The sequence below is a fragment of the uncultured Psychrosphaera sp. genome (assembly GCF_947500655.1).
GTDB lineage: Bacteria > Pseudomonadota > Gammaproteobacteria > Enterobacterales > Alteromonadaceae > Psychrosphaera.
The window spans coordinates 1-26,176 of record NZ_CANMSK010000003.1 but is presented as its reverse complement, the minus strand read 5'-3'; the positions used below and the strand labels follow the sequence as shown (position 1 = coordinate 26,176).

Annotated in this window: 23 protein-coding genes; 14 read left to right on the top strand and 9 right to left on the bottom strand. The window is 37.2% G+C overall.

Going from position 1 to position 26,176, the window contains the following annotated elements; all coding sequences use genetic code 11:
- Window positions 1-93: 93 nt before the first annotated feature.
- Genes Q0940_RS03570 through Q0940_RS03560 form a run of 3 tightly spaced genes read right to left on the bottom strand, consistent with a single transcriptional unit; the run spans window position 94 to window position 2,378 of the window.
- Window positions 94-1,014 (bottom strand): histone deacetylase, encoded by a 921-nt coding sequence (locus Q0940_RS03570; protein WP_299264067.1) that lies wholly within the window; start codon window positions 1,012-1,014, stop codon window positions 94-96.
- Between the two features lie 4 nt (window positions 1,015-1,018).
- The gene (priC, locus tag Q0940_RS03565; RefSeq protein ID WP_299264064.1) at window positions 1,019-1,606 is read right to left on the bottom strand and encodes a primosomal replication protein PriC; all 588 of its coding nucleotides are present in this window, start codon (window positions 1,604-1,606) and stop codon (window positions 1,019-1,021) included.
- A gap of 1 nt (window position 1,607) precedes the next feature.
- Entirely contained in the window at window positions 1,608-2,378 is a 771-nt protein-coding gene (locus tag Q0940_RS03560; protein ID WP_299264719.1) for a TSUP family transporter, read from the bottom strand.
- Window positions 2,379-2,523: 145 nt separating this feature from the next.
- Here Q0940_RS03560 and Q0940_RS03555 point away from each other — a divergent pair, with 145 nt between their 5' ends.
- The 7 genes from Q0940_RS03555 (at window position 2,524) to Q0940_RS03525 (ending at window position 10,193) form a co-directional block, all read left to right on the top strand.
- Complete coding sequence (locus Q0940_RS03555; protein ID WP_299264061.1) at window positions 2,524-4,983, top strand: DNA polymerase II; 2,460 nt, start codon at window positions 2,524-2,526, stop codon at window positions 4,981-4,983.
- Between the two features lie 258 nt (window positions 4,984-5,241).
- Window positions 5,242-6,009 carry a DUF3450 domain-containing protein gene (locus Q0940_RS03550; RefSeq protein WP_299264058.1) on the top strand — a complete coding sequence of 256 codons (768 nt, stop codon included), beginning with the start codon at window positions 5,242-5,244 and terminating at the stop codon, window positions 6,007-6,009.
- A 4-nt stretch (window positions 6,010-6,013) separates the two neighbouring features.
- Window positions 6,014-7,372 carry a MotA/TolQ/ExbB proton channel family protein gene (locus tag Q0940_RS03545; RefSeq protein ID WP_299264055.1) on the top strand — a complete coding sequence of 453 codons (1,359 nt, stop codon included), beginning with the start codon at window positions 6,014-6,016 and terminating at the stop codon, window positions 7,370-7,372.
- The gene (locus Q0940_RS03540; RefSeq protein ID WP_299264052.1) at window positions 7,372-7,896 is read left to right on the top strand and encodes a MotA/TolQ/ExbB proton channel family protein; all 525 of its coding nucleotides are present in this window, start codon (window positions 7,372-7,374) and stop codon (window positions 7,894-7,896) included. The genes Q0940_RS03545 and Q0940_RS03540 overlap by 1 nt, the downstream gene beginning before the upstream one ends.
- Window positions 7,897-7,907: 11 nt before the next feature.
- Window positions 7,908-8,312, top strand: a complete 405-nt coding sequence (locus tag Q0940_RS03535) for a biopolymer transporter ExbD (RefSeq protein ID WP_299264049.1) — start codon at window positions 7,908-7,910, stop codon at window positions 8,310-8,312.
- 1 nt (window position 8,313) lies between these two features.
- Window positions 8,314-8,919, top strand: coding sequence for a TonB family protein (locus tag Q0940_RS03530; RefSeq protein WP_299264046.1), 606 nt, complete (start codon window positions 8,314-8,316; stop codon window positions 8,917-8,919).
- A 5-nt stretch (window positions 8,920-8,924) separates the two neighbouring features.
- Window positions 8,925-10,193 (top strand): hypothetical protein, encoded by a 1,269-nt coding sequence (locus tag Q0940_RS03525; RefSeq protein WP_299264044.1) that lies wholly within the window; start codon window positions 8,925-8,927, stop codon window positions 10,191-10,193.
- 201 nt (window positions 10,194-10,394) lie between these two features.
- Here Q0940_RS03525 and suhB read toward each other — a convergent pair whose 3' ends face one another.
- From suhB to nadK, 4 genes are all read right to left on the bottom strand, one after another.
- Window positions 10,395-11,198, bottom strand: a complete 804-nt coding sequence (suhB, locus tag Q0940_RS03520) for an inositol-1-monophosphatase (RefSeq protein WP_299264041.1) — start codon at window positions 11,196-11,198, stop codon at window positions 10,395-10,397.
- Window positions 11,199-11,386: 188 nt separating this feature from the next.
- The gene (locus Q0940_RS03515) at window positions 11,387-12,352 is read right to left on the bottom strand and encodes a hypothetical protein (RefSeq protein WP_299264039.1); all 966 of its coding nucleotides are present in this window, start codon (window positions 12,350-12,352) and stop codon (window positions 11,387-11,389) included.
- A gap of 146 nt (window positions 12,353-12,498) precedes the next feature.
- A complete protein-coding gene (gene recN / locus Q0940_RS03510) occupies window positions 12,499-14,172 on the bottom strand; it encodes a DNA repair protein RecN (protein ID WP_299264036.1) in 1,674 nt (557 codons plus the stop codon).
- Between the two features lie 93 nt (window positions 14,173-14,265).
- The gene (gene nadK, locus Q0940_RS03505; protein WP_299264033.1) at window positions 14,266-15,147 is read right to left on the bottom strand and encodes an NAD(+) kinase; all 882 of its coding nucleotides are present in this window, start codon (window positions 15,145-15,147) and stop codon (window positions 14,266-14,268) included.
- A gap of 104 nt (window positions 15,148-15,251) precedes the next feature.
- Between nadK and hrcA the strand changes: the two genes are divergently transcribed.
- From hrcA to Q0940_RS03470, 7 genes are all read left to right on the top strand, one after another.
- Window positions 15,252-16,292 carry a heat-inducible transcriptional repressor HrcA gene (gene hrcA, locus Q0940_RS03500; RefSeq protein WP_299264029.1) on the top strand — a complete coding sequence of 347 codons (1,041 nt, stop codon included), beginning with the start codon at window positions 15,252-15,254 and terminating at the stop codon, window positions 16,290-16,292.
- Between the two features lie 53 nt (window positions 16,293-16,345).
- Window positions 16,346-16,927 (top strand): nucleotide exchange factor GrpE, encoded by a 582-nt coding sequence (gene grpE, locus Q0940_RS03495; protein ID WP_299264026.1) that lies wholly within the window; start codon window positions 16,346-16,348, stop codon window positions 16,925-16,927.
- A gap of 134 nt (window positions 16,928-17,061) precedes the next feature.
- A complete protein-coding gene (dapB, locus tag Q0940_RS03490) occupies window positions 17,062-17,877 on the top strand; it encodes a 4-hydroxy-tetrahydrodipicolinate reductase (protein ID WP_299264023.1) in 816 nt (271 codons plus the stop codon).
- Between the two features lie 221 nt (window positions 17,878-18,098).
- Window positions 18,099-19,223: a glutamine-hydrolyzing carbamoyl-phosphate synthase small subunit gene (gene carA / locus Q0940_RS03485; protein WP_299264020.1), complete on the top strand. Its 1,125-nt coding sequence runs from the start codon at window positions 18,099-18,101 to the stop codon at window positions 19,221-19,223.
- Between the two features lie 31 nt (window positions 19,224-19,254).
- On the top strand, window positions 19,255-22,473 hold the full coding sequence (gene carB / locus Q0940_RS03480) for a carbamoyl-phosphate synthase large subunit (protein ID WP_299264016.1): 3,219 nt from the start codon (window positions 19,255-19,257) through the stop codon (window positions 22,471-22,473).
- Window positions 22,474-22,953 carry a transcription elongation factor GreA gene (gene greA, locus Q0940_RS03475; protein ID WP_299264013.1) on the top strand — a complete coding sequence of 160 codons (480 nt, stop codon included), beginning with the start codon at window positions 22,474-22,476 and terminating at the stop codon, window positions 22,951-22,953.
- Window positions 22,954-23,083: 130 nt separating this feature from the next.
- Entirely contained in the window at window positions 23,084-23,929 is an 846-nt protein-coding gene (locus Q0940_RS03470; RefSeq protein ID WP_299264009.1) for a tetratricopeptide repeat protein, read from the top strand.
- A 101-nt stretch (window positions 23,930-24,030) separates the two neighbouring features.
- Here Q0940_RS03470 and Q0940_RS03465 read toward each other — a convergent pair whose 3' ends face one another.
- Together Q0940_RS03465 and Q0940_RS03460 are read right to left on the bottom strand one after the other, a co-directional pair.
- Window positions 24,031-25,356: an FAD-binding oxidoreductase gene (locus tag Q0940_RS03465; RefSeq protein ID WP_299264006.1), complete on the bottom strand. Its 1,326-nt coding sequence runs from the start codon at window positions 25,354-25,356 to the stop codon at window positions 24,031-24,033.
- 8 nt (window positions 25,357-25,364) lie between these two features.
- Window positions 25,365-25,940 carry a GNAT family N-acetyltransferase gene (locus Q0940_RS03460; RefSeq protein WP_299264003.1) on the bottom strand — a complete coding sequence of 192 codons (576 nt, stop codon included), beginning with the start codon at window positions 25,938-25,940 and terminating at the stop codon, window positions 25,365-25,367.
- Window positions 25,941-26,176 lie beyond the last annotated feature (236 nt).

Below are 26,176 nucleotides of genomic sequence, written 5' to 3'. Positions count from 1 at the left end.
AAGAATCAATCAGAAAATTACTCTTGATATTATTTAGGCTTTTAAATCAGAAATCTTGGCTGGTGCTATTAACCGTTGATGCTAGCGAGATAGTTAATTAATGAATGTATCAATCGCTGCATTTATAAGTTGCATATGAACATCTGTCAATGCCGTGATATCTCTTTGGTAACCGCCACCTATAACCGCCATAATTGGAATGTTATGTTGTTTTGCTAGCTGAAAGACCATAAGGTCTCGTTGGTAAACACCTTCAGTGGTGATATTGAGCAAACCTAAATCATCGTATTTATGAATATCGACACCAGCATCGTAAATAATGAAGTCAGGCTTAAATGAATGAAATGCCGATATTAGCGCGTCATCAACTTGTGCTAAATAGTGATCATCTTCTAGATGTTTATCTAACCCTATGTCCCAGTCACTTTGCTGCTTTCTCGTTGGAAAGTTCTTTTCACAATGAATAGACAAACTAAAAATGTCAGGGTTATCTGCAACGCAAGTTGCGGTTCCATCACCTTGATGTACATCACAATCAAAAATAAGTACCCGATTAACTTTGCCTTCATTAAGAAGCGTTTGTGCAGCAATGGACAAGTCGTTAAATACACAAAAGCCAGAACCAAAATCTGGATGTGCGTGATGATAACCACCTGTAAGGTTTATCGCCACACCATTTTCAACGGCTAACCTTACGGTTTGTAAGGTTCCGCCTACAGCGGTTAAAGTGCGATTTACAAATTGCTCCGACCAAGGAAAACCAATGCGTTTCATTTCTTTGTCGGTCAGTTGATCAGTCAAAAAATTATCTATGTAATCTGTTTGATGTATTTGTTTAAGTTGCTCGGTGTTAATTGGATGACTTACTAAGTTAATGTTAACTTTTGCACCATGCTTTTGCATTGCAGCATCTTTTAAACTTAAATACTTTTCAATCGGAAATCGGTGGTTTTTAGCAAGATTAAGCTGACTGTAAATTGGATGAAATACTAAAGGTAAAGATAACATAGACATGAGATTAGTTATTATTGTCTAGCTTCTGAATAGACTCTTCTATTTTACTTAGTGCTTGGCGACAACGTCCCAGTCTTTGTTGATTGGTTAATACGTCTTGTTGTAAGGCCATCCTATTGGCATTGCCTTTATACATAGAAAGCTGTTGTTGCGATTCACTAACCTTGTCGAGTAAGCGACGCTCAAATTCTTGCAGCTTGGACAGTTCGGCATATAACTCCTGGCTTGACTGCGAGGCTTTAACTGTAAATTTCTTAATTTTGCTTAAGTTACGAATTCTATCTCTACTATACTGGCTGTTTTTTAAATTGATCTCGTTGGACTTAACCAAGCCTTTGAGGCACGAAAACTGTTGGGTTATTCGTTCAGATAAATAAGCGATATGTTGTTCATCGGTGACTTTTGCAAGTTTGTTAATGGTCGCCGTTAACTCTAGTAAATAATCACTAATATCTTCACTGCGAGTGGCAAAGCCTGAGGAACGAAATATATCGCTATTAGCAAACCATTGTTGTGAATTGAGCTTTAAGCCCTTGATTTGTTCTCTCAGCTTTTCTGACTGTAAGGTTAATTGCGTAATAAGTGTATTCAATTTATAAAGCCCAAGCGTCAAAGGCAAGTTTGATAGCCATACAAGAAACCACCACAGTAAATACCGGACGAATAAATTTATTACCATATTTAATAGCAGAACGCGCACCAGTATATGAACCTAACATCAAAAACACACCCATTAATAAGCCTACTGCAAAATTAACATAGCCTAAGTAAATAAATGCGATTAATGAAAATATATTGCTAATAAAGTTCATACTTCTGGCAACACCAGAGGCTAATAAAATATTCAGTCGGTATAAAAATAAGTTACTGACGGTCCAAAATGCACCAGTACCAGGACCTGCAAATCCATCGTAAAAGCCTAAAATCATACCTTGGCTAATTTGTTTGTTTTTTAATGTTGAATTAATTTCAGGGAGTTGATTTGAGTCTTCGGCTTTCATTCGATTAAATAATGCATAAAGCGCACTGAATCCAATAAATATAGGCAGAATTTTGTTAAGGTTTTTTGCATCAATAAAGCTAACCATTATCGTGCCAATAATTGCACCTACCGCAGTTGATATAACACTTAACTTCCAAAATGTAGGGGAGAATAACTGACGTTTATAAAAAGTATAACTAGCCATACAAGTACCAAAAGTAGATGCTAATTTATTTGTGCCTAATACAACATGTGGAGGTAAACCTGAAGAAAGTAGAACCGGCACGGTTAATAAACCACCACCGCCTGCGATGGCGTCTATATAACCCGCTGCAAAAGCAGTTAAGATAAGAACACCTAATATAGATGGTGATAAATTTATAAATTCGGCAAACTCAGTGATCCAGTCCAACTAATACTCCATAGAATATGTATTTTATACAGCTAACGTTATTTAGTTATGCCTTAGCTGTGCTTCGCGGTTATTATAACTGTGATTTTGATTGATTAACATGAATTAAAGCGATATGACCCAAGAGCAAAAAAATGGTTTTTTATTAACTCGTAAACAATACGACCGTAATGGTCATTGTGTGTTTGAGTTGTGGGTGAAGTCTGATGATGGGGTTCATCAATTAGTCATTGAAAATGAAAAAGCAGTTTGTTTTGCCTTTGAATCAGACAGAGTTGAGATATTAGCTTTATGCCAACAAGCTCAATTAAATATAGCCTTTAAAGATCTAGAATTAACGTCTTTTGATGGTCAAGCGGTATTCGGTTTGTATAGTGAATCGTTAAAGGATTACCACAGACTAAGAAAGTTAACTGAAGAGCGCAGAATAGAGCTGTTAGAAGCAGATATAAAACCAATCGATAGATACTTAATGGAAAGGTTTATTCAGGGCGAATTATGCTTTACTGGAATAAAGCAATTAAAGTCACAAAATAACTCCGTAAAATCTGTAAGCGTGATCAATCAGGCTCAAATAAAACAAGGTTTATACAACCCGACTTTTTCAACCTTATCAATAGATATTGAATGTGATGAACAAGGCTACCTTTATTCAATAGGGTTACACGGTATCGGTTTTTATGAAAAAAACACTCAGGGTACGGATCTTCAAGGAACAGATATCCAAGAGAAGTCTGTAGAGTTTGTACTTTATAATGGTATGCAAAGTAATGATAAACCCATTATCAAGCCAGATGACTTGCCTGATTACACTATATGGCTCGATAGTGAATGGAAGTTGTTATTAAAGTTTAATCAATTAGTGACTGAATTAAACCCAGATTTAATTATAGGTTGGAACTTTGTAAAGTTTGATGTGCGTGTATTAGTTGCCGCCGCTAAACGTAATGGTATTAAGTTAAAGATTGGCCGTGATGGTTCAGAGCTTGAGTTTATAGACGGTAATAGAGATGGCGAACAACGTTATCCAGATAAAGCTTATGTTGCAGGCAGAGTAATACTAGACGGTATTGAAGTAATGAAAAATGCCACTTATTCATTTCCTAGTTTTTCACTTAACCATGTTGCAAGTCAGATCCTTGGGGAGCAAAAGTTAATACAAGAAAGTGCAGGGGATAAACTCGCTGAGATAAAACACCTGTACAAGAACGACCCCATTTCATTAATAGAATATAACTTACAAGATTGTATTTTAGTTTCCAAAATATTCAGTAAAGAAAAATTAGCCGAGTTTGTTATTACCAGAACCAAGTTAACAGGAGTTGAACTTGATCGTGTAGGAGGTTCAGTTGCTGCATTCACCAATTTGTACTTGCCTCATGCCCATCGGAAAGGCTGGATAGCGCCCAATTTAGTGTCTGCTCAAGATTATGTAAATAGTCCAGGCGGTTTTGTAATGGACTCTATACCTGGTATTCATAACGATGTACTGGTCTATGACTTTAAAAGTCTGTACCCAAGTATTATGAGAACATTTAATATCGACCCAGTTACTTTACTCGAAGCCAGATCCTTGAATGAAGAGCTGAGAATACCGGGTTTCAGAGGTGGGGAGTTTAGTCGTGAAAAAGCAATACTCTCTTCTATTTTAGACAAGTTATGGCAAGCAAGAGAGCAAGCCAAGGCTGATAATAATAAAGTGTTTTCTAATGCGATAAAGATCATCATGAATAGCTTTTATGGTGTTTTAGGCTCTTCCGGTTGTAGGTTTTACGATACCAAGTTAGCAAGCTCGATTACCATGCGTGGTCATTGGGTATTAAATCAATCCAAGTTATGGTTTGAACAGCAGGGCTTAACGGTTATTTATGGCGATACAGATTCTGTTTTTGTTAGTTTAGATGATTCTAAATTTAGTGTTGAAGATGCTGAACAATTGGGCATTGACCTAAATAAATGGTTTAACCAAAAAATTCAACAGGACTTTAATTTAGATAATAAAATGGAGTTAGAGTTTGAGACTCATTTTTCGCCGTTTTTTATGCCCACAATTAGAGGGTCGGAGTCAGGCTCAAAAAAACGTTATGCTGGAATGAAAAAACATAAAAATTCAGACTCTGAACTTATTTTCAAAGGAATGGAGACGGTTCGAAGTGATTGGACTGAGTTAGCAAAAGTATTTCAAATGAAATTATTTCAACTAGTGTTTGCGAAATTGGATTGTGATGAATATATATCATCCGTCATTAGTAAGTTAAAAAGAGGGGAGTTTGACCATCTACTAATTTACCGAAAACGAATTAGGCAACATATCGCAAGCTATGTGAAAACGACGCCTCCGCACATCAAAGCTGCGCGCTTAGCTAACTCGCAAGCTAATAGTGACATTTATAGAAAAGGCAGCAGTATTGAATACATTATCGGGATCAACGGGCCTAAGATTAATGAACCTAACCTGATACCTAACTATGAACACTATATAGAGAAGCAAATTTTTCCAATTGCTGAAGCTATTTTGGCAATATATTCTCCGAAAACATTAAAGCTTTTTAATCAACAAATGGTTTTATTATAAATGCATAAAAAATGATGAACTTTTAATGCAATTATTGACCCTAATCTTTGGTCGTCCACCTCATTTTGTATGAGATTAGGATATTTTTGTAGTAAATTTGTTCAACTGAATAATAAGTACAAGCATTGGCTCTCTATTGAATTGACATTGTTGAATATGTTTGGGAGACTCTGTAGCGATTATTCATGTATAAATTTAATGAGCAAAGAGTATTTGCTCTAAAAATAAGAAATTAAATACACACATTGGTTGGGAACTATGTCTAAGATGAAACTAAATCTAGTAGCGTCAGCTCTTGTAAGTGCAATTGCATTTACCGGTTCTGCACTGGCGGCAGATCCACTGGAAAAAATTCACGCTGCAGAGCGTACAATTCATAAAGCTGCGGCAAACTCGCAGGTTAAAATCGATTCTATTCAAGAACAAACTCAAGATATCGTTATCGAATATCGTGCAGTTGTTGATGAAACTGAAATTAACAAAGTTTACAACGACCATGTTGCTAAATTAGTTGCTGCTCAGAATGAAGAAATTAAATCACTTGAAGGTCAAATAGCAGAGATTGAAAATACTAAGCGAAATGTTGTTCCGCTTATGTATCGTATGATCGATATGTTAGACCAGTTTGTTAACGCAGATATTCCTATTAAATTAGATAGACGTTTAGCTCGTGTTGAAAAACTACGTGCGTTAATGATCGACCCTAAAGTAAGTACTTCAGAAAAATACCGTCAGGTATTAGAAGCGTATGAAATTGAAAAAGATTACGGTTCTGCAGTTGTAGCTTGGCAAGGAACAGAAGTTTTTGATGGTAAAGAAGTATCAGCTGATTTTGTTCACGTAGGTCGTATTGCGCTTGTAGCTCAATCAAAAGATCTTAAGAATGCGTGGGTATGGAATAATACTACACGAGCTTGGGAAAAATTAGGTGATGAATATCTTAGCGATATCACGTTAACTATTCGTATGGCGCGCAAACAAGCACCATATGAATTAATTAAATTACCAATTTTTGCAGCGGAGTAAAAACATGAAACAAGTATTAAATTCATTAGTTTTAGCTGCAGCTTTAGTAGCAACTAGCTTTAATGTTAGTGCTGCAGGTGAACTAGACACGCTTTTAGAACAGGTTAAAAAAGACCGTATATCTGAAGGCCAATTAAACAAAAAACGTGAAAAAGAGTTTTTGGCTGCTAAAGCAGACAAACAAGCTTTATTAAATAAAGCTCAAAAAGAACTTAAAGACGAAAAAGCACGTGGAGATCGTTTACAAAAGCAATATGCTCAAAACGACCTTACGTTAATAAAACGAGCAACTGAACTTAAAAATGCCCAAGGCACTTTAGGTGAAATGTTTGGTGTTGTACGTCGTGCAGCAAGTAACACAATTGGTTCAATTACAGCTTCTAATATCTCAGGTCAACCTGGATATGGCGACCGTTCTGCTTTATTAGCTGAACTTGCTGAAGCTAAAAAACTACCAACAACGAAAGAATTAGAAGACCTTTGGATTGCTCTGCAAACTGAAATGACTGAATCTGCTAAAGTTGTAGCATTTGATGTTGAAGTTGCTCAATTAGAAGGTGGTTCTGTTACTAAGAAAGTTACTCGTGTTGGTTCGTTCAACTTAATCGCTGAAGATGAGTACTTGATTTACAACTCTGATGTTGGAAAAATTCAACCTTTAGGTAAAGCTGCTGATGGTTACTATGTTTCTTCTGCAAATGCTTTACAAGAAGCAAGTGCTGGTGAATTAGTACCTTTCTATGTTGACCCTTCACGTGGTGGTATTTTACGCCTTAATACACAACGAGCTACATTATCTGACCGTTATCATCAAGGTGGTACTCCAGGTTATGTAATTACTGTTGTTCTTTTCTTAGGTTTATTCATTGCGGCATTCAGCTTATACACTACGTTAACTGAAAGCACTAAGATGAAAGCTCAGCTGAAAGATACTGATAATCCTTCTGATGATAATGCATTGGGTCGTATCTTAAAAATCTATCAAGAAAATAAGACTACTGATGTAGAAAACTTAGAGCTTAAATTAGATGAAGCTATCTTACGTGAAACTCCACGTATTGACCGCGGTATCAATACAATCAAGATCCTTGCTGCTGTAGCACCTCTTCTAGGTCTACTAGGTACGGTTATTGGTATGATTGAAACGTTCCAACAAATTACATTGTTTGGTACGGGTGACCCGAAATTAATGGCTGGTTCAATCTCAATGGCATTGGTAACAACAGCTATGGGTATCATTGCTGCATTACCATTAATCTTTGTGCATAGTATTGTTGCTGCAAGAGCTAAGAGCATTATTCATGTTCTTGACGAGCAAAGCGCTGGTATCATTGCTTCACATGCTGAGAAGGAGAAAGCGTAATGTTATACCTGATAGGCCTATGGGAATCTGTCAGGGATTTTATTGCGACTGGCGGCTTCGTATTATATTTCGTAGCTGCTGCTCTTCTTATTATGTGGGCATTAATGATCGAGCGTTGGTATTTCCTTAGTTTGGAATATCCGAAACTTCGTGACTCAATTATTTCAAATTGGGAAGCTCGATTAGATACCACATCGTGGAGTGCACATAAAATCCGTGATGCTTGGGTTTCTGAGGCGTCCGAAAAACTAAATGCAAGAATGTTAATAATTAAAACTCTTGTTGCTATGTGTCCGTTAATCGGATTACTAGGTACGGTTACAGGTATGATCGCTGTATTCGATACTATGGCAACACAAGGTACTGGTAACCCGCGTTTGATGGCTGCTGGTATTTCTATGGCAACAATCCCTACAATGGCAGGAATGGTTGCGGCTTTGTCTGGAATATTCTTCAGTACTAGGCTAGAAACAAGAGTTAAAGTGGCAAAAGAAAAGCTAGTTGATAGCTTGCCACATCATTAGGAGATTGAACTATGGCACGTAAACAACGTTTCCGTGAAGATGATGACGCTGCAATTGATATGACACCGATGCTAGATATCGTGTTTATCATGCTAATCTTCTTCATCGTTACTACCTCTTTTGTAAAAGAAGCTGGTATTGACGTATTAAAACCTAAAGCAGCTCAAGCGAGTTCAAAACCTTCAGCCAATATCTTTATTGCTATTAGACCAAACGGAGAGATCTGGATGGATAAAGCTGCAGTAGATATTGAAAGGGTTGGCGCTCGTTTAGAGAGTATGCTGGCAGAGCAACCAACTGATATCGTAATTATTCAAGCTGACAAAGAATCTAAACATGGTGTTGTTGTTGAAGTTATGGATGCTATCAAAGCGGCTGGAATAGATAAAATTTCAATCGCAGCGGAGAAAAAGTAGAATGAAAAGATTTATTACATCAATCATACTTGGTGTAGTAGTCACTTTCGGCTTATTTGTCTTTATGGCTTTTTTAATATCAAGCGGGTCAAGTCCTGATGATGTTGAAAAAGAAAAGATAGTAGTCGAAATTAATTCTACTCCACCAGATAGTAAGACGCAGCAACGAAAGCTTGTTCCGCCGCCGCCGCCGCCTCCACCGAAAGCGCCGCCGCCGCCAGATCAGCCAGAGCCTGAACAGCAAATATCTGATAGTGGCTTTAACTTCAATATGCCGTCTGTAAATGTTGGTGGTTCTATTGGATTGAGTGGGCCTGGGGCTTTATTACGTGATGGTGATGCAACGCCTATCGTCCGTATTGAGCCAAAGTTTCCAACAAAAGCTGCTCGTGATGGTATTGAGGGATGGGTTCAATTGAGTTTTGAAATAAACAAAATTGGCGGTGTTGAAAATGTACAAGTTATCAATGCAGAACCTAAACGTGTATTCGACCGTGAAGCTCGTAAAGCTCTACGTAAGTGGAAATACAAACCTAAAATGGTTGATGGTAAGCCACAACACCAGACAGGTTTAAGTGTTCAATTAGACTTTAAACTAGGGAATTAATAGATATGAAAAATGTTTTTAATTTATTCCTTTGTGCTGTTATTTCAGTAGGTATTACGGTTTCTCCTCTAGTAGAAGCAAAAGTACCTGCGGATAAGCAAGAAGAGTTGAAAAAACGCCAAAAAGCCCGTGGCGGCAAAGCTCTCGGTCCACGTGTTGGTAAAAAAGTAGCTAAAGCTTTTGAACTTTATCAAGAAGAAAAAATAGATGAGGCGTTAGCAATATTGTTAGAGCTAACACCTAGCAATGATTTTGATAAAGCTAATGTAGATCGCTATATCGGGTCTATGTATGCTGGAGTTGAGGGCAAAGGATTAGAAGCTATTGCAAGAATGAAGTCTGCTGTAGAGTCTGATGAATTAGCTTTTAGGGATCATGCTGAACTTCTTAAGAATATGGCAGCTTTGTCTATGCAAGCTGAAAAATATGAAGATACTGTTAAATATTATAAAGAGTATATAAACTTTTCTTTAGATGAAGATCCTCAAGCTTATTTAGGTATTGCTAACGCATATCACGTAATGGAACAATACAGTAATGTTATTGCGCCTGCTAAAAAGTCGATTGCTTTACAAGAAAAACTGAACCAAAACCCTTATATCTTAGTTATGGCTGCTTATTATGAGCAAAAGAAATATAAAGAAACGGTAGAGGCTACAGAATTACTTGTAAAAACTTTTCCAGCTGAGAGCCGATGGTGGGTTCAACTCGGTAATTTTTATGCATTAGTAGAAGATTACGACAAAGCATTATCTACTTTTGATGTTTCATATAAAAACGGGTATTTGAAAAAAGACTCTGAAATGAAACGTCTTGCTCAGTTATATGCTACTAAGGGTATTCCGTATAAAGCGGCACTTATTCAAGAGAAGTATATTAAGAGTGGCTTGATAAAAAAAGATGATCAATCTTTATCCGTAATGGCTAGTACTTTTCAAAATGCTAAAGAATATAAGAAAGCCGCATCCTACTTTGGTGAAGCTGCTAAGTTATCTAATGATGGAGATCTTTTCCGGAAACAAGGTAACAATCTTATGATACTTGAGAAGTATAAAGATGCATTAGTTGCCTTTGATAAAGCTGATAAAGCTGGATACAAAAACAAAGGTATGTTGAATCTTCTAAAAGGTGAATCTCACTTTTACTTAGAAAATTGGAAAGCATCGTATAATGCATTTAACGATGCAACAAAAGATAAGAATTCTGCTAGAACGGCGAAAAGCTGGTTAGGTTATGTTAAAGAAACTGCAAGCCGTAAAGGTGTTGCACTTTAATAAAATTAAGTTTTAATTATCTTTTATTAAAAACCGACCTTGTGTCGGTTTTTTTATATCTATACTTGATAAGCCATAAGCCATAAGCCATAAGCCATAAGCCTGATGTGACCTCGTAAAAGTAGACACGGGGTTAATTGAATAGAATTTGAGACATAAAAAAACCGACGTTAGTCGGTTTTTAATTACCTGATGATTGAATTATTTACTGCGTAAGCCATCATTTAAATGAGGACGAATAGTTTTTAATATTGCACCAAGTACTTTAGGGGTTGCAACGACTATGTTACCAGACTTGTCGTAGTTATCTCCACCTTCAAAGTCGGATATAACAGCTCCAGCTTCTTTAGCAATTAGTTGGCCTGCTGCTGTATCCCAAGGCTTAAGTCCCATTTCCCAAAAACCTTCCATACGGCCCGCAGCAACGTATGCTAAGTCTAATGCAGCTGAACCAGCACGACGCATATCCGCAACCTGTAAGAACAAATCTGAAAAGATTGCTGTGTATGCAACTGTTTGGTTTTTCTGTTTAAAAGGGAAGCCAGTAGCTAGTAAAGTTCCTGCTAAATCTTTGGCTTTAGATACTCGTATGCGTTTTCCATCAAGTTGAGCACCAGCTCCTCTAGAGGCTGTAAATAATTCACCGCGAATTGGGTCAAAGATCACAGCTTGCTCTAATTTCCCATCTACTTTTAATGCGATTGAAACCGCAAAGTGAGGAATGCCTTTAATGAAATTTGTTGTGCCGTCTAAAGGATCAATAATCCATTGGTATTTAGAGTCACCTTCAGTAACTCCACTTTCTTCGGCAACAAATGAATGGTCTGGAAATGAAGATTTAATTGTATAGATGATTGAATCTTCTGCTTCTCTATCTATGTTAGTTACAAAATCATTTGTACCTTTTAATTCAGCTTGTACTAAATCTAGTTGCTCATAAGCACGAGCAATAATTTTTCCAGCATTACGAGCAGCACGAACTGCGATGTTTAACATCGGTTGCATAATTCAATCACCTATTTTTAGAAAGAACGTAATAATTTATACGTGACAAAAAGCCATATAGAAGCCCAATAATTAAATTGAAGCTTACTCAACGTATAAACTAATTACTAAAGAACATTTTTTAATCAGCGCGCATTGTAGTGATTTTCTACAAAAAGTAAATAGGGAATGCTTGAAAAACATCACAATTAGAAAGATTCTACTTGGTATATCCCCGAATCTATAAACCTTCTTGAACGTTCAGATATTTCAGCAAACTCAATTAATCCTGGGCCTGTAGGTTCCGCTAATGTGTAGTGTAACCCTTCTACATCTAATCTATAGTCAGTACTTAAGTGTGAAACATGCAGCCCAATTAGGGCGTGGTCGGGGATATATACAATAATTATTTGTAATTTAGGGTACATGGCTTTTATTATACTAGCCATCAAAGTCACTTTACTATCACAATCACCCCTGTTGTTTGCTAAAACTTTAATAGGTGGAGAAAATCCAGCGCCATTGCTTTCTACACGAGATTCTAAAGTACTATACGGTATAGATTGAAAGAATGATAAAAGGAAAATTGAAGTTGTTCTAGCAGTAGCCCCTGGGAGTTTTTGGCTAAGACTTTTAATTAGAGGCCTAAACGATTGTTGACTCTCTTTGGCAAATCTTACATGGTCAGGTTTATAGGTTAGATGCGATTTATCGGCTTTGTAACCAATTGGTTGAAATTCAATATAGTATTCTTTATGTAAGAACTCTTTTAAGGACGAATTGTATACTTGATGTAACGCAGCAGATTGTTGTTTCATCCAATCTCTATCAGTACTTCTAAATTCAAAATCAACGTTTTGGTAACGAGGTTGTATTTTCACGCTGCCTTTTCTAGGATCAAGTTTTGCTATTGCTTGCTTTAGTTTCTTGACAGAGTACATTTGTAAACGGGATGGCGTTAATGCTTTAAAGTGTCGGAAGTCGCTGTTAACATTTTTAGTCGCTAGTTTGAAATCGAACTCTAAAATGTCAGAATTAACATCCTTCCATTTGTAACTGAATTTAGTTTGATCCCCAGTTCTAACTTTTTTAAACGACAACTGCTCCGCAGCCAGATTACTGGATAGGATCAACAATAATAATGAAGCCGCTTGAACTAAAATTTTATTTTGCAAAATATTACCGTTCCCAATTTACTCAAAAATACACACATATTAATATAACGGTAAAACTAGTAAATCTCTAATTTTCTCATGAGGGATTTACAATATTCAGTATTAGGGCAATTCTCTGTGTGGTTAATTGGGATTAGCGTATATAACTAGTGCGCATGAGCAATTGACAACAATTCTTGAGCGTTAGCTTTTGTAGTTGCAGAAATAGTATCGCCACCTAGCAACCTAGCAAGCTCTTCAATTCTGCCTAATTGGTCTAATGCCTCCATACTTGTTTGTGTTGTGCCTGTAGAGGTTTGTTTGTTAACAAATTGTTGTTGGTGTCCATAACAAGCCACTTGTGGCAAATGTGTTACACAGATAACTTGTGTGTTATTACTTAATTCTCTCATTAATTTGCCAACGGCAGAGGCGGTAGGTCCAGAAACACCAACGTCAACTTCATCAAATAATAAAGTAGGCGTTGTCACTTTTTGCGCAATAATAACTTGTATCGCTAAACTCATACGGCTTAATTCACCACCAGAAGCTACTTTAAGTAAAGGTTGTAGTGGTTGTCCTGGGTTTGCACTAACAAGAAATTCTACTTTGTCAGAACCAAACTGAGTGAAAATGTCTGGGTCGGAATTGATATTAATATTAAATTCTGCATCAGCCATATTAAGTTGTTTCATACTTGCAGTTATTTTTTTATTAAGTTGTTGAGCAAAATGATTACGTTTTTCAGTTAACGTAATAGCTAACTCTTTATAACTATTCTTAGCTTGCTCAATTTCTAATTCTAGCTCTAACAAGCGAGTGTCTGAATTAGCTAGTTTATTTAATTCATCAGTTAATGAGGTTAATTTTTCTATCAATAACTCTGGGAATACTTGATGTTTTCTACTTAACTCAACATATAAGTTTAGTCTTTGTTCAACTTCAATCAAACGCTGAGGGTTTAATTCTAGCTGATCGATATAATTACGTAATTCGCTAGTACCTTCATCCAATTGGATCAATGCAGAATCTAATAGTTCTATTGTTGGATTTAATCTTGAGTCTAAGTTAGCTGATTTCTGCAATAAGGATAGTGCAGTTTGTAATGCTGAGTATGCATTGCCAGTTTCGTTTTCATGTAGAATATCTAGCGCATGCTGAGTGTCACCTTGGAGTGAGTTAGCATGGTGTAAGCGTTTATGTTCGCTTTCAATTTCTTGATATTCACCGTCAATAAGCTCGGCATTATTTAACTCATCAACTTGATATTGAAGTAGTTGTTTTTGAGCGCTGAATTCAGCTTGTTTTTCAGTTAGCTGTTTAAACTCAGAAGTTTTAGACTGTAGTTCTTGATACACCAATTTTACTTTGGCAAGTAAATCTAAACTCCCAGCGTATTGATCTAGCATAAAGCGTTGATGATCAGGTTTTATCAATAATTGATGTGCGTGTTGTCCATGAATACTAACCAGTAAACTACCAATTGCTTTTAATTGCGATGCTGGAACCTGGATGCCATTAATATAAGCTTTAGAACGACCTTCTTTAGTGACAACACGACGTAAAATACAATCATCGTCATTAAATAATTCGTTTTCTTTTAGCCAATTTTGAGCTGTTGTTAGTTTTGATACATCAAAAGAGGCAATCACCTCTGCTTTGTCTGTATTTGCTCTAACCATAGACGCTTCACTACGTTCGCCAAGGGCTTGAGCTAAAGCGTCGATCGCAATGGATTTACCAGCGCCAGTTTCTCCGGTGATAGTTGTCATTTGGTGATGCCAATTGACTTCCAATTGACTCACAATCGCAAAATTTTTAATAGCTAAAGAAATTAACATATAAACACATCAAAAGATTAATAACTGTTGTAATGTACAGTAGTTTAAAATTTTAGACATGTCTATAAAAAATTCATTTTAATGCTGGTTGAATTAGTAGTTTTGCTTACCCCAATGTAATTTTTTTCTTAGTACACTGTAATAATCATGTTCCATTGGATGAACTAATCGTAAACCGAGCTGATGTTTATTAATAACAATTTCATCACCCGGTCTAACCGCTAGCATAATGTGGCTGTCGCAACTGATTTGTAACAGAGAATCTTTGGCTTTCGATACAATAATTTTAATTTCACTATCTGCATCAACAACTAAAGGTCGGCTCGTTAATGTATGTGGAAACATAGGCACAAGGGTAACCGCGTTCAAATTAGGATGAACAATTGGTCCGCCACCAGATAAAGAATAGGCTGTAGAGCCTGTTGGTGTACATACAATAAGACCATCTGAGCGTTGATGGAAAACAAATGAACCATCGATAAAGGCTTCGAATTCTATCATGTGCGCTACTTTGTCGGCATGCAATACAACTTCATTAACTGCACAGTTACTGGCTTTTAATTCGCCATCGCGATAAACCGACACATCTAATAAAAATCGTAATTCAGTTTTGTACTCACCGGATAATACTTGAGTTAACGAGGTTTCATAATCATCAGGATTTAAATCCGTTAAAAATCCTAAATTACCACGGTTTACACCTATTACGGCCACATCGTATTGACTCAGAGTACGCGCTGCACCAAGCATATTACCGTCACCACCGACGACAATGGCCAAATCACACTTTTTTCCTAGCTCCACTAAATTGACAACCTGACAGTTTTTATCGTCAATATAACTTGCGACACTTTCTTCTATTATGGGCTGATAACCCTTATTAATGAGAAAGTTATATAGGTCGACCACAGTCTCCATCGTGGCATCGTGATTTGCTTTGCCAATTAATCCAATTGTTTTGAAGTGCTGAGCCATTGTATTTTTCCTAAACGCCCTAATTAATGTATCTATAAGCTAGAAATTGATTATCTAGTTGGGTTATAGCGTTTTTTCGACTGAATTAGAAGACTGGTAAAACATTGAATCAAAAAAAAATAATCAATACACGCTGCGAACTCATACTAAATCTAGTTATTAGAAACTATTTAAAGTGCGGCAGCCCAACATCCTCTAAGGCTATCTCAGCATCAGATGAGATATCGGCGAGCTCGGCAACCATTAGAAATGAAATGGTAGCATTAGAAAAAGAAGGGTTAATTTTTTCTCCCCATACCAGTGCTGGTCGCATTCCTTCAAAAGAAGGGTTAAGACATTACGTTGATCATTTATTAGAAAATAACCAATGTAAGCCTAATACCATGCAAAAACTGTCTGCCAGTTTAGGCTATTCATCCAATCCAGAAGTTATTTGTGCCAAGGCTAGCAAACTAATTGCAGATATGACTCGGTTAACCGGTTTAGTTGTTATGCCACAAAGTAATGACCTTGTTATTCGTCAGTTAGAGTTGGTACGTTTGGCCGACCGACGTTTATTATGTGTATTAATTGATGAACATGACCATGTACAAAATAGGCTTGTTGATTTAGCTCAACCTGTTTCTGAATTAATTTTACAACAAACGATACAACTACTTAACATCGCGTTGTCTGGCTTTACCATGAGTGAAGGCGCAGAACGTTTACCTTATTTAATTAAGCAGTCTGACCCAGAAGTGTTTGAGCTAGTGAAACAAACCTTGTTTGGTGACATAGTTGAGGCTCACGAGCCCCTTGTATATTTATCCGGACAAACACGTTTATTAAATAATGAAATATCGAACGACACCGATACTTTGCGTAAATTAATTAAGTCATTTGAAAATGTATCTTCGTTAAATCAGATGTTTAATAAATGTAGAGATAATAGCGATGTATCGGTATTTATTGGCGATGAAATAGGTGTCGAACTTTTTTCTAATTGTAGTGTTGTTGTTAAGCCATTAATCAAAGATAATAGAGTAGTGGGTTATATTTCAGTAGTCGGTTCAATACGTATGGATTATGCATCGGTAATATCTGCTGTGGATGTAACTGCGAATATTCTATCGTCAGCCTTGAATCGAGAATTTCAATCCCCATAATATGCGATATCACATTTTTATTATAATTAGAATGGTTTGGAGTCTATAACCCCATGTCTGATCAAGATCAAAACAACGAAGAATTACAAAACGAACAAACTGCGGCTGAAGTAAATAGCCAACAAGCTGATGTTCAATCAGAAGAAGTTGATGCAATTGCACATATTGCCAAATTAGAAGCTGAATTAGCAGCGGCTAATGCAACTATTGAAGGGCAGAAAGACTCTGTCATAAGAGCCGCAGCCGATAATGATAATATTCGTCGCCGTGCCGCTATAGATGTTGAAAAAGCTCGTAAGTTTGCGCTAGAAAAGTTTGCTAATGAATTATTGCCGGTAATCGACAATCTAGAACGTGCTGTTGAATTCTCTGATAAAGAAAATGAAGCGTTAAAGCCGTTAATTGAAGGTATTGAACTTACGCAAAAATCATTTATTGATGCCGTTGCGAAGTTTGGCATTGAGCTGGTAAACCCAGAAGGTGAAAAATTCAACGCTGAATTCCATCAAGCAATGTCAATGCAACCAAGTGCTGATGTTGAACCAAATACAGTTATTGCTGTAATGCAAAAAGGTTTCACGTTAAATGGTCGTTTATTAAGACCTGCAATGGTTATGGTTTCAAAAGCACCATAGCTTAAACCGAATAGCATATTCAGAATTAAAATTAAAAACCCGCAGATAGCGGGTTTTTTTATATCTGTATTGCGGTAATATTCATTCATTGAGTGGGTAACAACTCGCAACTGACAAATTAAACGAGAATAACAATGGCAAATGTAGGAATCTTTGGCGCAAATGGCCGTATGGGTCGCAACCTTATTGAAGCGGTAACTGCCGACCAACAAGCTAGCCTAAACGCTTGCTCTGTTAGAGCTTCTTCACCGTTTAATGGGATGGATGCAGGCTTAATCGCTGGAATAGGCGAACAAGGGGTTATGGCAAGCTCAAATTTAGATGCTTTGGCTAAAGTAACTAATGTTTGGATTGATTTCACATTACCAGAAGTATTAAGCACTAATATAGATTACTGCGTTAAACACAAATTAAACATGGTCATTGGTGTTACTGGTTTACCCGAGTCATTGATAGAGAAGATGAAGCAAGCTTCGCAACATATTGCTATCGTATTTGCGGCTAATTTTTCTACTGGTGTTAATTTGATGTACAAGTTACTTGAAGTTACCTCAAAAACTATTGGTGATGATTGCGATATAGAAATTATAGAAGGGCATCACCGATATAAAAAAGATGCACCATCAGGTACGGCGATGGCATTAGGTCAGGTGATTGCAGATACATTAGACCGTGATTTAGACAAAGTTGCAGTATACGGACGAGAAGGTGATACCGGAGAACGTAGCCGAGAAACCATAGGTTTTGCAACCGTTCGAGCTGGCGACATAGTTGGCGACCACACTGTTTTGTTTGCAGATATAGGTGAACGTCTGGAAATAACACATAAAGCATCAAGTCGATTAACCTTTGCTAAAGGTGCAGTAAGGGCTGCGAACTGGTTGGATGGAAAACAAAAAGGCTTGTTTGACATGCAAGATGTGCTTAATTTGAAGCAACTTAATATATAAAATAACGGGTTATCATAAAAAAATCATCTAAACAGACTATTTATCTAATTTACACAAATTTTTCTAGCCTAATGAGTCAGTCTTAGCTACAATAATTCAAATTTGCCTAATACAAATGCTGTTGCTCATTTGTCAGATGAAAAAAACAAGCTTTGTGTGGCTAAGATTAACCGGTTACAGATAAAAACGTACAATCTGTGACTCATTGCTAGGAGGTTATCTTGACTCAACCCGCGCTATTAGTTCTTGAAGATGGAACGATATTCCGAGGTACCGCTATTGGTGCTGAAGGTATGTCAGTTGGTGAAGTAGTTTTTAATACTTCAATGACAGGCTATCAAGAAATTATTACTGATCCATCTTACGCTGAACAAATCATTACTTTAACCTATCCACATATTGGTAACTACGGTACTAACTCTGAAGATGAAGAAAACGATAAGATCTGGGCCAAAGGCTTAGTGATCCGTGACTTACCTTTAGTTGCTAGTAATTTCCGCAGTGAACAAGACTTAAGTAGTTACTTAAAAAAACACAATGTAGTTGGCATCGCTGATATTGATACTCGCAAGTTGACTCGTATTTTACGAGATAAAGGCGCGCAGAACGGTTGTATCATTGCAGGTGAAGTTGATGAAGCCAAAGCATTAGAAGCGGCTAAGAAATTTCCAGGTATTAAAGGAATGGACTTAGCAAAAGTAGTTAGCTGTGAAAAACCATACCAATGGGATATGGGCAGTTGGCAGCTTGGTCAAGGTTACTCAAAATTAGCAGATGAACGTTTTCATGTAGTCGCTTATGACTATGGTGTTAAACGTAATATTTTACGTATGTTGGTTGACCGCGGTTGTCGTCTAACGGTTGTTCCTGCACAAACCTCAGCGGAAGAAGTTCTAGCACTTAATCCCGACGGTATTTTCTTATCAAATGGTCCTGGCGATCCAGAGCCATGTACTTATGCAGTTGAAGCAATTAAATCTCTTTTAGAAACTAACATTCCAGTATTTGGTATTTGTTTAGGTCACCAATTACTTGCAATCGCAAGTGGTGCTAAAACAGAGAAAATGAAATTTGGTCATCATGGTGGTAATCACCCAGTACAAGATCTTGAAACCAAAAAAGTTATGATCACAGCGCAAAATCATGGTTTCGCAGCTCAAGAAAGTACTCTGCCTGATAATTTAATAGCGACACATAAATCTTTGTTTGACGGTACGTTGCAAGGAATTCATCGCACAGATAAACCAGCATTTAGTTTCCAAGGGCATCCAGAAGCAAGCCCTGGTCCACACGACGCAGCACCTTTGTTCGACCATTTCATCGAACTAATGACTGAACGTAAATAATAACTAATACAGATTTAAGAGAAGAATTCCTATGCCAAAACGTTCCGACATAAAAAGCATTCTGTTATTAGGTGCTGGTCCAATAGTTATCGGTCAAGCCTGTGAGTTTGACTATTCAGGCGCTCAAGCTTGTAAAGCATTACGTGAAGAAGGTTACCGAGTTATCCTAGTTAACTCTAACCCAGCCACAATAATGACAGACCCAGATATGGCTGATGCAACGTACATCGAACCTATCCATTGGGAAGTTGTTGAAAAAATAATTGAAAAAGAACGCCCAGATGCGGTACTACCAACAATGGGCGGTCAAACTGCATTAAACTGCGCACTTGAGTTAGAAAAACAAGGTGTGTTAGCAAAATACAACGTTGAAATGATTGGTGCCTCTGCTGATGCAATTGATAAAGCAGAAGACAGAAGTCGTTTCGACAAGGCAATGAAGTCTATCGGCTTAGAATGCCCTAGAGCAGAAACATGTAATACGATTGACGAAGCTCATGATGTTTTATCAAGAATTGGCTTTCCTTGTATTATTCGTCCGTCATTCACTATGGGTGGCAGCGGCGGTGGTATTGCATACAACAAAGAAGAATTTGACGAAATATGTACACGTGGCTTAGATTTATCGCCAACGAGTGAATTATTAATCGACGAATCTCTAATCGGTTGGAAAGAATATGAGATGGAAGTGGTTCGTGACAAAAACGACAACTGCATCATCATATGTTCTATCGAAAACTTTGATGCCATGGGTGTTCACACTGGTGACTCAATTACAGTTGCTCCTGCGCAAACATTAACAGACAAAGAATACCAAATCATGCGTAACGCATCGATTGCAGTTTTACGTGAAATTGGCGTAGAAACTGGTGGTTCAAATGTTCAGTTTGGCGTTAACCCAGTTGATGGCCGTATGGTTATTATCGAGATGAATCCTCGTGTATCTCGTTCTTCTGCACTTGCATCAAAAGCAACGGGGTTCCCAATTGCTAAAATTGCCGCTAAGTTAGCAGTTGGTTATACGCTTGACGAATTAAGTAACGACATTACCGGTGGTGCTACTCCGGCTTCTTTTGAACCTACAATCGATTATGTAGTTACTAAATTACCTCGTTTTAACTTTGAGAAATTTGCCGGTTCTAACGACCGTTTAACCACACAGATGAAATCTGTTGGTGAAGTTATGGCTATCGGCCGTAACCAACAAGAGTCATTACAAAAAGCACTTCGTGGCTTGGAAGTGGGGGTATCTGGTTTCGATCCAATCGTAGATCTTAATTCTGACTGTGCGCATGACAAAATAATTCATGAACTTAAAGAACCAGGCCCTGATCGTATTTGGTATATTGCCGATGCATTCCGTAGTGGCATGGAGTTAGACGCTATCTTCAAGTTAACCAATGTCGACCCTTGGTTCTTAGTGCAAATTGAAGATATTATTAAATCTGAAACTGAAGTGGTAACACGTGGTTTTGCAGGTTTAGATGAAGCTTTCTTACGTTCACTTAAACGTAAAGGTTTTGCCGACCTTCGTATTGCTGACTTGTTAGCGATGAATGAAGCGGAAGTGCGTAAAAAACGTTACTCTTTTAATCTTCACCCTGTATATAAACGTGTTGATACTTGTGCCGCTGAATTTAGTTCAGACACCGCTTACATGTATTCAACCTACGATGAAGAATGTGAATCAAACCCAACAAGTAATGACAAGATCATGGTTCTTGGTGGCGGTCCTAACCGAATCGGCCAAGGTATTGAATTTGATTACTGTTGTGTACACGCATCTCTTGCATTACGTGAAGATGGTTATGAAACCATTATGGTTAACTGTAACCCTGAAACGGTTTCAACAGATTACGATACATCTGACCGATTATATTTTGAGTCAATTACCCTTGAAGACGTATTAGAAATTGTACGTATTGAAAATCCAAAAGGCGTGATTGTTCAATACGGCGGTCAAACACCACTTAAATTAGCTCGTGCATTAGAAGCTAACGGAGTGCCAATTATTGGTACATCGCCTGACTCAATTGACCGCGCTGAAGACCGTGAACGTTTCCAACAAATGGTTGAGCGTTTGAACTTATTGCAGCCACAAAATGCAACTGTAACATCAACGGAACAAGCGATTCTGAAAAGTGCTGAAATCGGATTTCCATTAGTTGTTCGTCCATCCTACGTACTAGGCGGAAGAGCAATGGAAATTGTATACGATGAAGCGGATTTACGTCGTTATATGACGGATGCAGTATCGGTATCCAATGATTCTCCAGTATTGCTTGATCACTTTTTAGATAATGCGATTGAAGTAGATGTTGACGCTATATGTGATGGTACCGATGTTGTGATTGGCGGTATTATGGAACACATTGAACAAGCGGGTGTTCACTCAGGTGACTCGGCATGTTCATTACCAGCTTATTCATTACCTCAAGACGTACAAGATGTTATGCGTCAACAAGTGCGTGACATGGCGTTAGAATTAGGTGTTATTGGTTTGATGAATACTCAATTTGCAGTTAAAGACGGCAAAGTGTATTTGATTGAAGTTAACCCACGTGCAGCTCGTACGGTTCCTTTTGTTTCAAAAGCGACTGCAGTACCGTTAGCGAAAGTTGCAGCTAGAGTAATGGCTGGTAAGAGTTTAGCTGAGCAAGGTGTATTGAAAGAAATCATTCCACCATATTTCTCAGTAAAAGAAGTGGTTATGCCATTTAATAAATTCTTAGGTGTAGATCCAATTTTAGGTCCAGAAATGCGCTCAACTGGTGAAGTTATGGGGGTTGGTAATACGTTTGAAGAAGCGTTTGCCAAAGCCGAACTTGGCGCTGGTATTGAAATCGCTCGCGGCGGTCGTGCATTAATTTCAGTTCGTGACTCAGATAAAGTACGTGTAATTGATTTAGCCAAAAAGCTAATTGAATCTGGTTTCGAATTAGACGCAACTCGTGGTTGTCAAAAAGTATTGGAAGACGCTGGAATTGAATGCCGCAAAGTAAATAAAGTATTTGAAGGGCGTCCACATATACTAGACCGTATTAAAAATGGTGAGTATGCTTATATCGTTAATACTGTTGAAGGTCGCCAAGCGATTGAAGACTCTAAAGTATTACGTCGTGGTGCATTAAGATACAAATCGAACTACACAACAACATTAAATGCGGCTTTTGCTACTTGTCTAGCTAATACTGCAGATGACCGTGGTAGTGTAGAATCATTACAAAACTTACATAAGAGAATTCAGTAAATGAGTACTCAAGTACCAATGACAATTCATGGCGCAGAAGCTTTGCGCTTAGAATTGATTGAACTAAAAACAGTAAGTCGTCCTCGTATTGTGGCAGATATTGCATCTGCTCGTGAGCATGGTGACTTAAAAGAAAATGCTGAATATCATGCAGCACGTGAACAACAAGGTTTCTGCGAAGGTAGAATTCAAGAGATTGAAGCTAAGTTGTCTAACGTACAGATCATCGATGTAACCAAAATGCCAAACACTGGCAAAGTTATATTTGGGACAACCGTTACAATTTTAAATTGTGATACGGAAGAAGAAACCAAATATCATATAGTTGGACAAGATGAAGCTGACATTAAACTTGGTAAAATCTACGTTGGTTCTCCTATTGCTCGTGGGCTAATAGGGAAAAGTGTTGATGATGTTGCTAAAATTCAAACACCAGCTGGTGTCGCTGAATATGAAATAATTGAAGTTGAATATATCTAAGCAGATAGTTAACTTTAATTAATAAAAAAAACCGTCATTTGACGGTTTTTTATTTTGTGGGAATAATCATTGTATTTAGTTATTTTTCCCACATATCAAAGTCAAAGAAAAAGTCGCTAGGGGCAGAAGATTGAGTAATATAATTGATATAACGTTAGAAAACTTTCAGCAAGTATTGTTGGAGCAGTCTAAAGAAACTTTAGTTATGGTGCAGTTTTGGGCTGACTGGTGTGAAGCATGTAAGCAACTTACTCCAAGCTTGTTTTCTATAGCATCAAAATTTCCAGATAACTTGATCTTAGCCAGAGTTAATTGCGACGAGCAACAGCAGATTGCAGCTCAATTTGGTGTTAAAAGCTTACCAACCGTTGCGATTATGAAAGACAGCCAGCCAATTGATGGTTTTTCTGGTGTGCAATCTGAAGCTGAAATTTTAGAGTTAGTGAATAAACATTTACCACAAGAGCATGACACTTGGTATATCAATGGCGTAAAGCTAGCGCAAGAAGGCAACTGGTTAGAAGCGTATCCATTATTTAAAAATGCGTTTGAAGCAGACCAAAGCCAAATGACATTCCTGTTCGCGTTTGCTAACGCAAGTATTGAGCTTGGTAAGTTAGAAGATGCTAAAACATTACTAGACAGTGTATTACTGGTTAATCAAGATACGGCTTATCAACAACTAATTGCAAAATTAGATTTAGCCTCAAATGCAGCGGATTCTCCAGAGATCATTAATCTGCAAATGGCACTAGAAAAAGAACCAAGCTCACTAGAGTTAAAACAACAATTAGCGCTAGCGTTAAGCCAAGTAAATCGAAACGAAGAAGCCTTAGAATTATTGTTTGAAATACTAAAAGCCGATATGAACTTTGGTGAAGCTAAAAAATTCTACTTAGATATTATTGCTAACTTGCCAGATGGTGATGTGTTAGCCGGAAAATATCGCCGTAAACTTTATACTTTACTGTATTAAGTTTTTGAGGATATAAAGAATGTATTAAACCTAACTCCAAGAAACTAAAAAGCCTCAACATTTGAGGCTTTTTTGTAAAGAGACAATTAAAATTACACTGATTAACTTAACCAGTCCTTCATTCGACCATATTGATAAAAGAAACGTTGTCCCGTTCTTCTAAATTGTGCAAACGGTAAAGACGGCAATTCAGATATCAATGGCGAAATCACTTGTTGTTCTTGAATTAAATTAGCCAATAACTTTCCTGCATAAGCACTAAAAGACACTCCTGAACCACAATATCCTGTGGAATAAAAAATGTTATCTGCTGTCTTATGTATATGTGGCATTTGATCAAAGGCAACGGAAATCCAACCAATCCAATTGTAATCAATGGTTAATGCCGACAATTCAGGAAAGGATGCTTTGAGTTCGGATAATAATCGAGCCGCATAAATCGGATTTTTAGCATCTTTGCCAGATATAGCACCTCTTCCACCAAACAAAATACGGTTATCTGGTAATAAACGGTAATAGTATTTTAATTCGCGGGTATCCATCATCACTTGATGAGTCTTAAAGTTAGAACGTTTTAATTCATCAGCGGTAAGAGGGCGGGTAACAATAACATTGGTTAATACTGGTAATATTTTGTTTTTTATCGGGGTGTTTAATGCTTTAGGTGTATATCCATTAGTTGCGATCACTAACTTATCAGATAATGCAGAACCTAATTCAGTTGTAATCAAATGTTGTTGACCATTTTTAGTAATATCAGTAACTGGACTTTGGGTGTAAATCATAACGCCTAAAGAGCAAGCTAGCTCAGCGTAACTATTAACTAGCTTAAGTGGATTTATACCAAAACCATTGGTATAGCGAATAGCGCCAAATACGTTTTTATGATCAACGTATTGTTGACAAAAGTCAGGTTTAGAAATGACTTCAACATCATAGTCAAATTCATTATGAAGATAGTCAGCTGAATTTTTTAGTTTTTCAAACCACTTTTTACTATGGGCTAACTTTAAGTAACCTAGCTCTGTTTTATCAATATCAACTTGTGCTTTGATACTTAACGTATCAACCAGCTCAATTGCCGACATATAATCATTATGCAAGTTTTGAGTTTGACTAAGGCCGAAGCGGTCGACAAGTTGTTTATAGCCTAACCGACCTGAACCAGGTAGAACAAAACCTGCATTGCGGCCACTACAACCCCAGCCAATTTCATTAGCTTCAACAACCACAATGTTTTTAACACCTTGTTGGGCTAAATGAATAGCACAACTTAAACCAGTATACCCAGCTCCAACAATGACCACATTGGCATTAATAGACTTATCCAACATATCGTAATTGATAGGGGAGGTAGTCGAGCTCCAATAAGACTCAGGGAATCCTTGTTTATTGCTTAATTGGCGATTAACGAGAGGATCGTACATAAACTTAGTTACTCTTTGTCAAATTCAAGGAGCATTTCAGATGCATCGCAATAACAGTCTTCGCCACAAATAATACATACATAATTAGGTAAACTTTCATCTTCATGCCAACGTCTAGGATGTGTTTTAATAAGAATTCCTCCTGCTTTGGTAAAATACTTAAATGATGCGTTTCCGGGGCTTTGCATCCAAATGTGGCTTAAGCCTGCTTTTGCTCCCATTTTCTTTAAAACTGAAATTGATTCAGATAATAAAGTTCCACCTAAACCTTTGCCCTGAAAATCAGGATGAATGGTATTACATTTAAAGTAAGCCACCTCTTTTTGATCAACAGTCCAAAGTTCCGGAGTACACCATCTATCAAGTGGCCAATTGTTAGGAGCGTAAGTAAGACGGAAGCCAACCAATAAATCTCCTTGATATAAAACAAAGCTTGAGTTTAATCCGTCTTTTATTCCTTTAGTATGTATAGTCGCGATAGTGTCGGGAAATAAATAACCATCACCATGAACTAAATTCCCTAATTCAATAACATCAGAAAAGTGTTCTTTATTTAAATTTAATAACTGAAATTGTGTATTCATAATGATTTACTGTAAAACATCTATTTATCCATACTAACTGTTTTTCATATTTTGTCTTTAATAAGCCAATAAATATTACGTTTAAATCATCGTTTTAGTTGAGTTATCGCACATATTGCTTGGTATTTAATCATTCAAACGTTTTTTGTAACTTATTTTAAATAAAGGGTTGCACTGAATCCGAAACTCCCTATAATGCGCCCCACGTTGTCAGGAAGACATCAAACAGCAGAAAG

What these genes read in the sequence shown, in the direction of transcription:
- Q0940_RS03535 (WP_299264049.1), top strand. Translation starts at nt 7,908, where the DNA reads ATGGCACGTAAACAACGTTTCCGTGAAGATGATGACGCTGCAATTGAT.
- Q0940_RS03525 (WP_299264044.1), top strand. Translation starts at nt 8,925, where the DNA reads ATGAAAAATGTTTTTAATTTATTCCTTTGTGCTGTTATTTCAGTAGGT.
- Q0940_RS03460 (WP_299264003.1), bottom strand. Translation starts at nt 25,940, where the DNA reads ATGAATACACAATTTCAGTTATTAAATTTAAATAAAGAACACTTTTCT.
- nadK (WP_299264033.1), bottom strand. Translation starts at nt 15,147, where the DNA reads ATGGCTCAGCACTTCAAAACAATTGGATTAATTGGCAAAGCAAATCAC.
- Q0940_RS03570 (WP_299264067.1), bottom strand. Translation starts at nt 1,014, where the DNA reads ATGTCTATGTTATCTTTACCTTTAGTATTTCATCCAATTTACAGTCAG.
- carB (WP_299264016.1), top strand. Translation starts at nt 19,255, where the DNA reads ATGCCAAAACGTTCCGACATAAAAAGCATTCTGTTATTAGGTGCTGGT.
- Q0940_RS03540 (WP_299264052.1), top strand. Translation starts at nt 7,372, where the DNA reads ATGTTATACCTGATAGGCCTATGGGAATCTGTCAGGGATTTTATTGCG.
- greA (WP_299264013.1), top strand. Translation starts at nt 22,474, where the DNA reads ATGAGTACTCAAGTACCAATGACAATTCATGGCGCAGAAGCTTTGCGC.
- Q0940_RS03530 (WP_299264046.1), top strand. Translation starts at nt 8,314, where the DNA reads ATGAAAAGATTTATTACATCAATCATACTTGGTGTAGTAGTCACTTTC.
- Q0940_RS03465 (WP_299264006.1), bottom strand. Translation starts at nt 25,356, where the DNA reads ATGTACGATCCTCTCGTTAATCGCCAATTAAGCAATAAACAAGGATTC.
- recN (WP_299264036.1), bottom strand. Translation starts at nt 14,172, where the DNA reads ATGTTAATTTCTTTAGCTATTAAAAATTTTGCGATTGTGAGTCAATTG.
- dapB (WP_299264023.1), top strand. Translation starts at nt 17,062, where the DNA reads ATGGCAAATGTAGGAATCTTTGGCGCAAATGGCCGTATGGGTCGCAAC.
- suhB (WP_299264041.1), bottom strand. Translation starts at nt 11,198, where the DNA reads ATGCAACCGATGTTAAACATCGCAGTTCGTGCTGCTCGTAATGCTGGA.
- Q0940_RS03550 (WP_299264058.1), top strand. Translation starts at nt 5,242, where the DNA reads ATGTCTAAGATGAAACTAAATCTAGTAGCGTCAGCTCTTGTAAGTGCA.
- grpE (WP_299264026.1), top strand. Translation starts at nt 16,346, where the DNA reads ATGTCTGATCAAGATCAAAACAACGAAGAATTACAAAACGAACAAACT.
- Q0940_RS03545 (WP_299264055.1), top strand. Translation starts at nt 6,014, where the DNA reads ATGAAACAAGTATTAAATTCATTAGTTTTAGCTGCAGCTTTAGTAGCA.
- Q0940_RS03555 (WP_299264061.1), top strand. Translation starts at nt 2,524, where the DNA reads ATGACCCAAGAGCAAAAAAATGGTTTTTTATTAACTCGTAAACAATAC.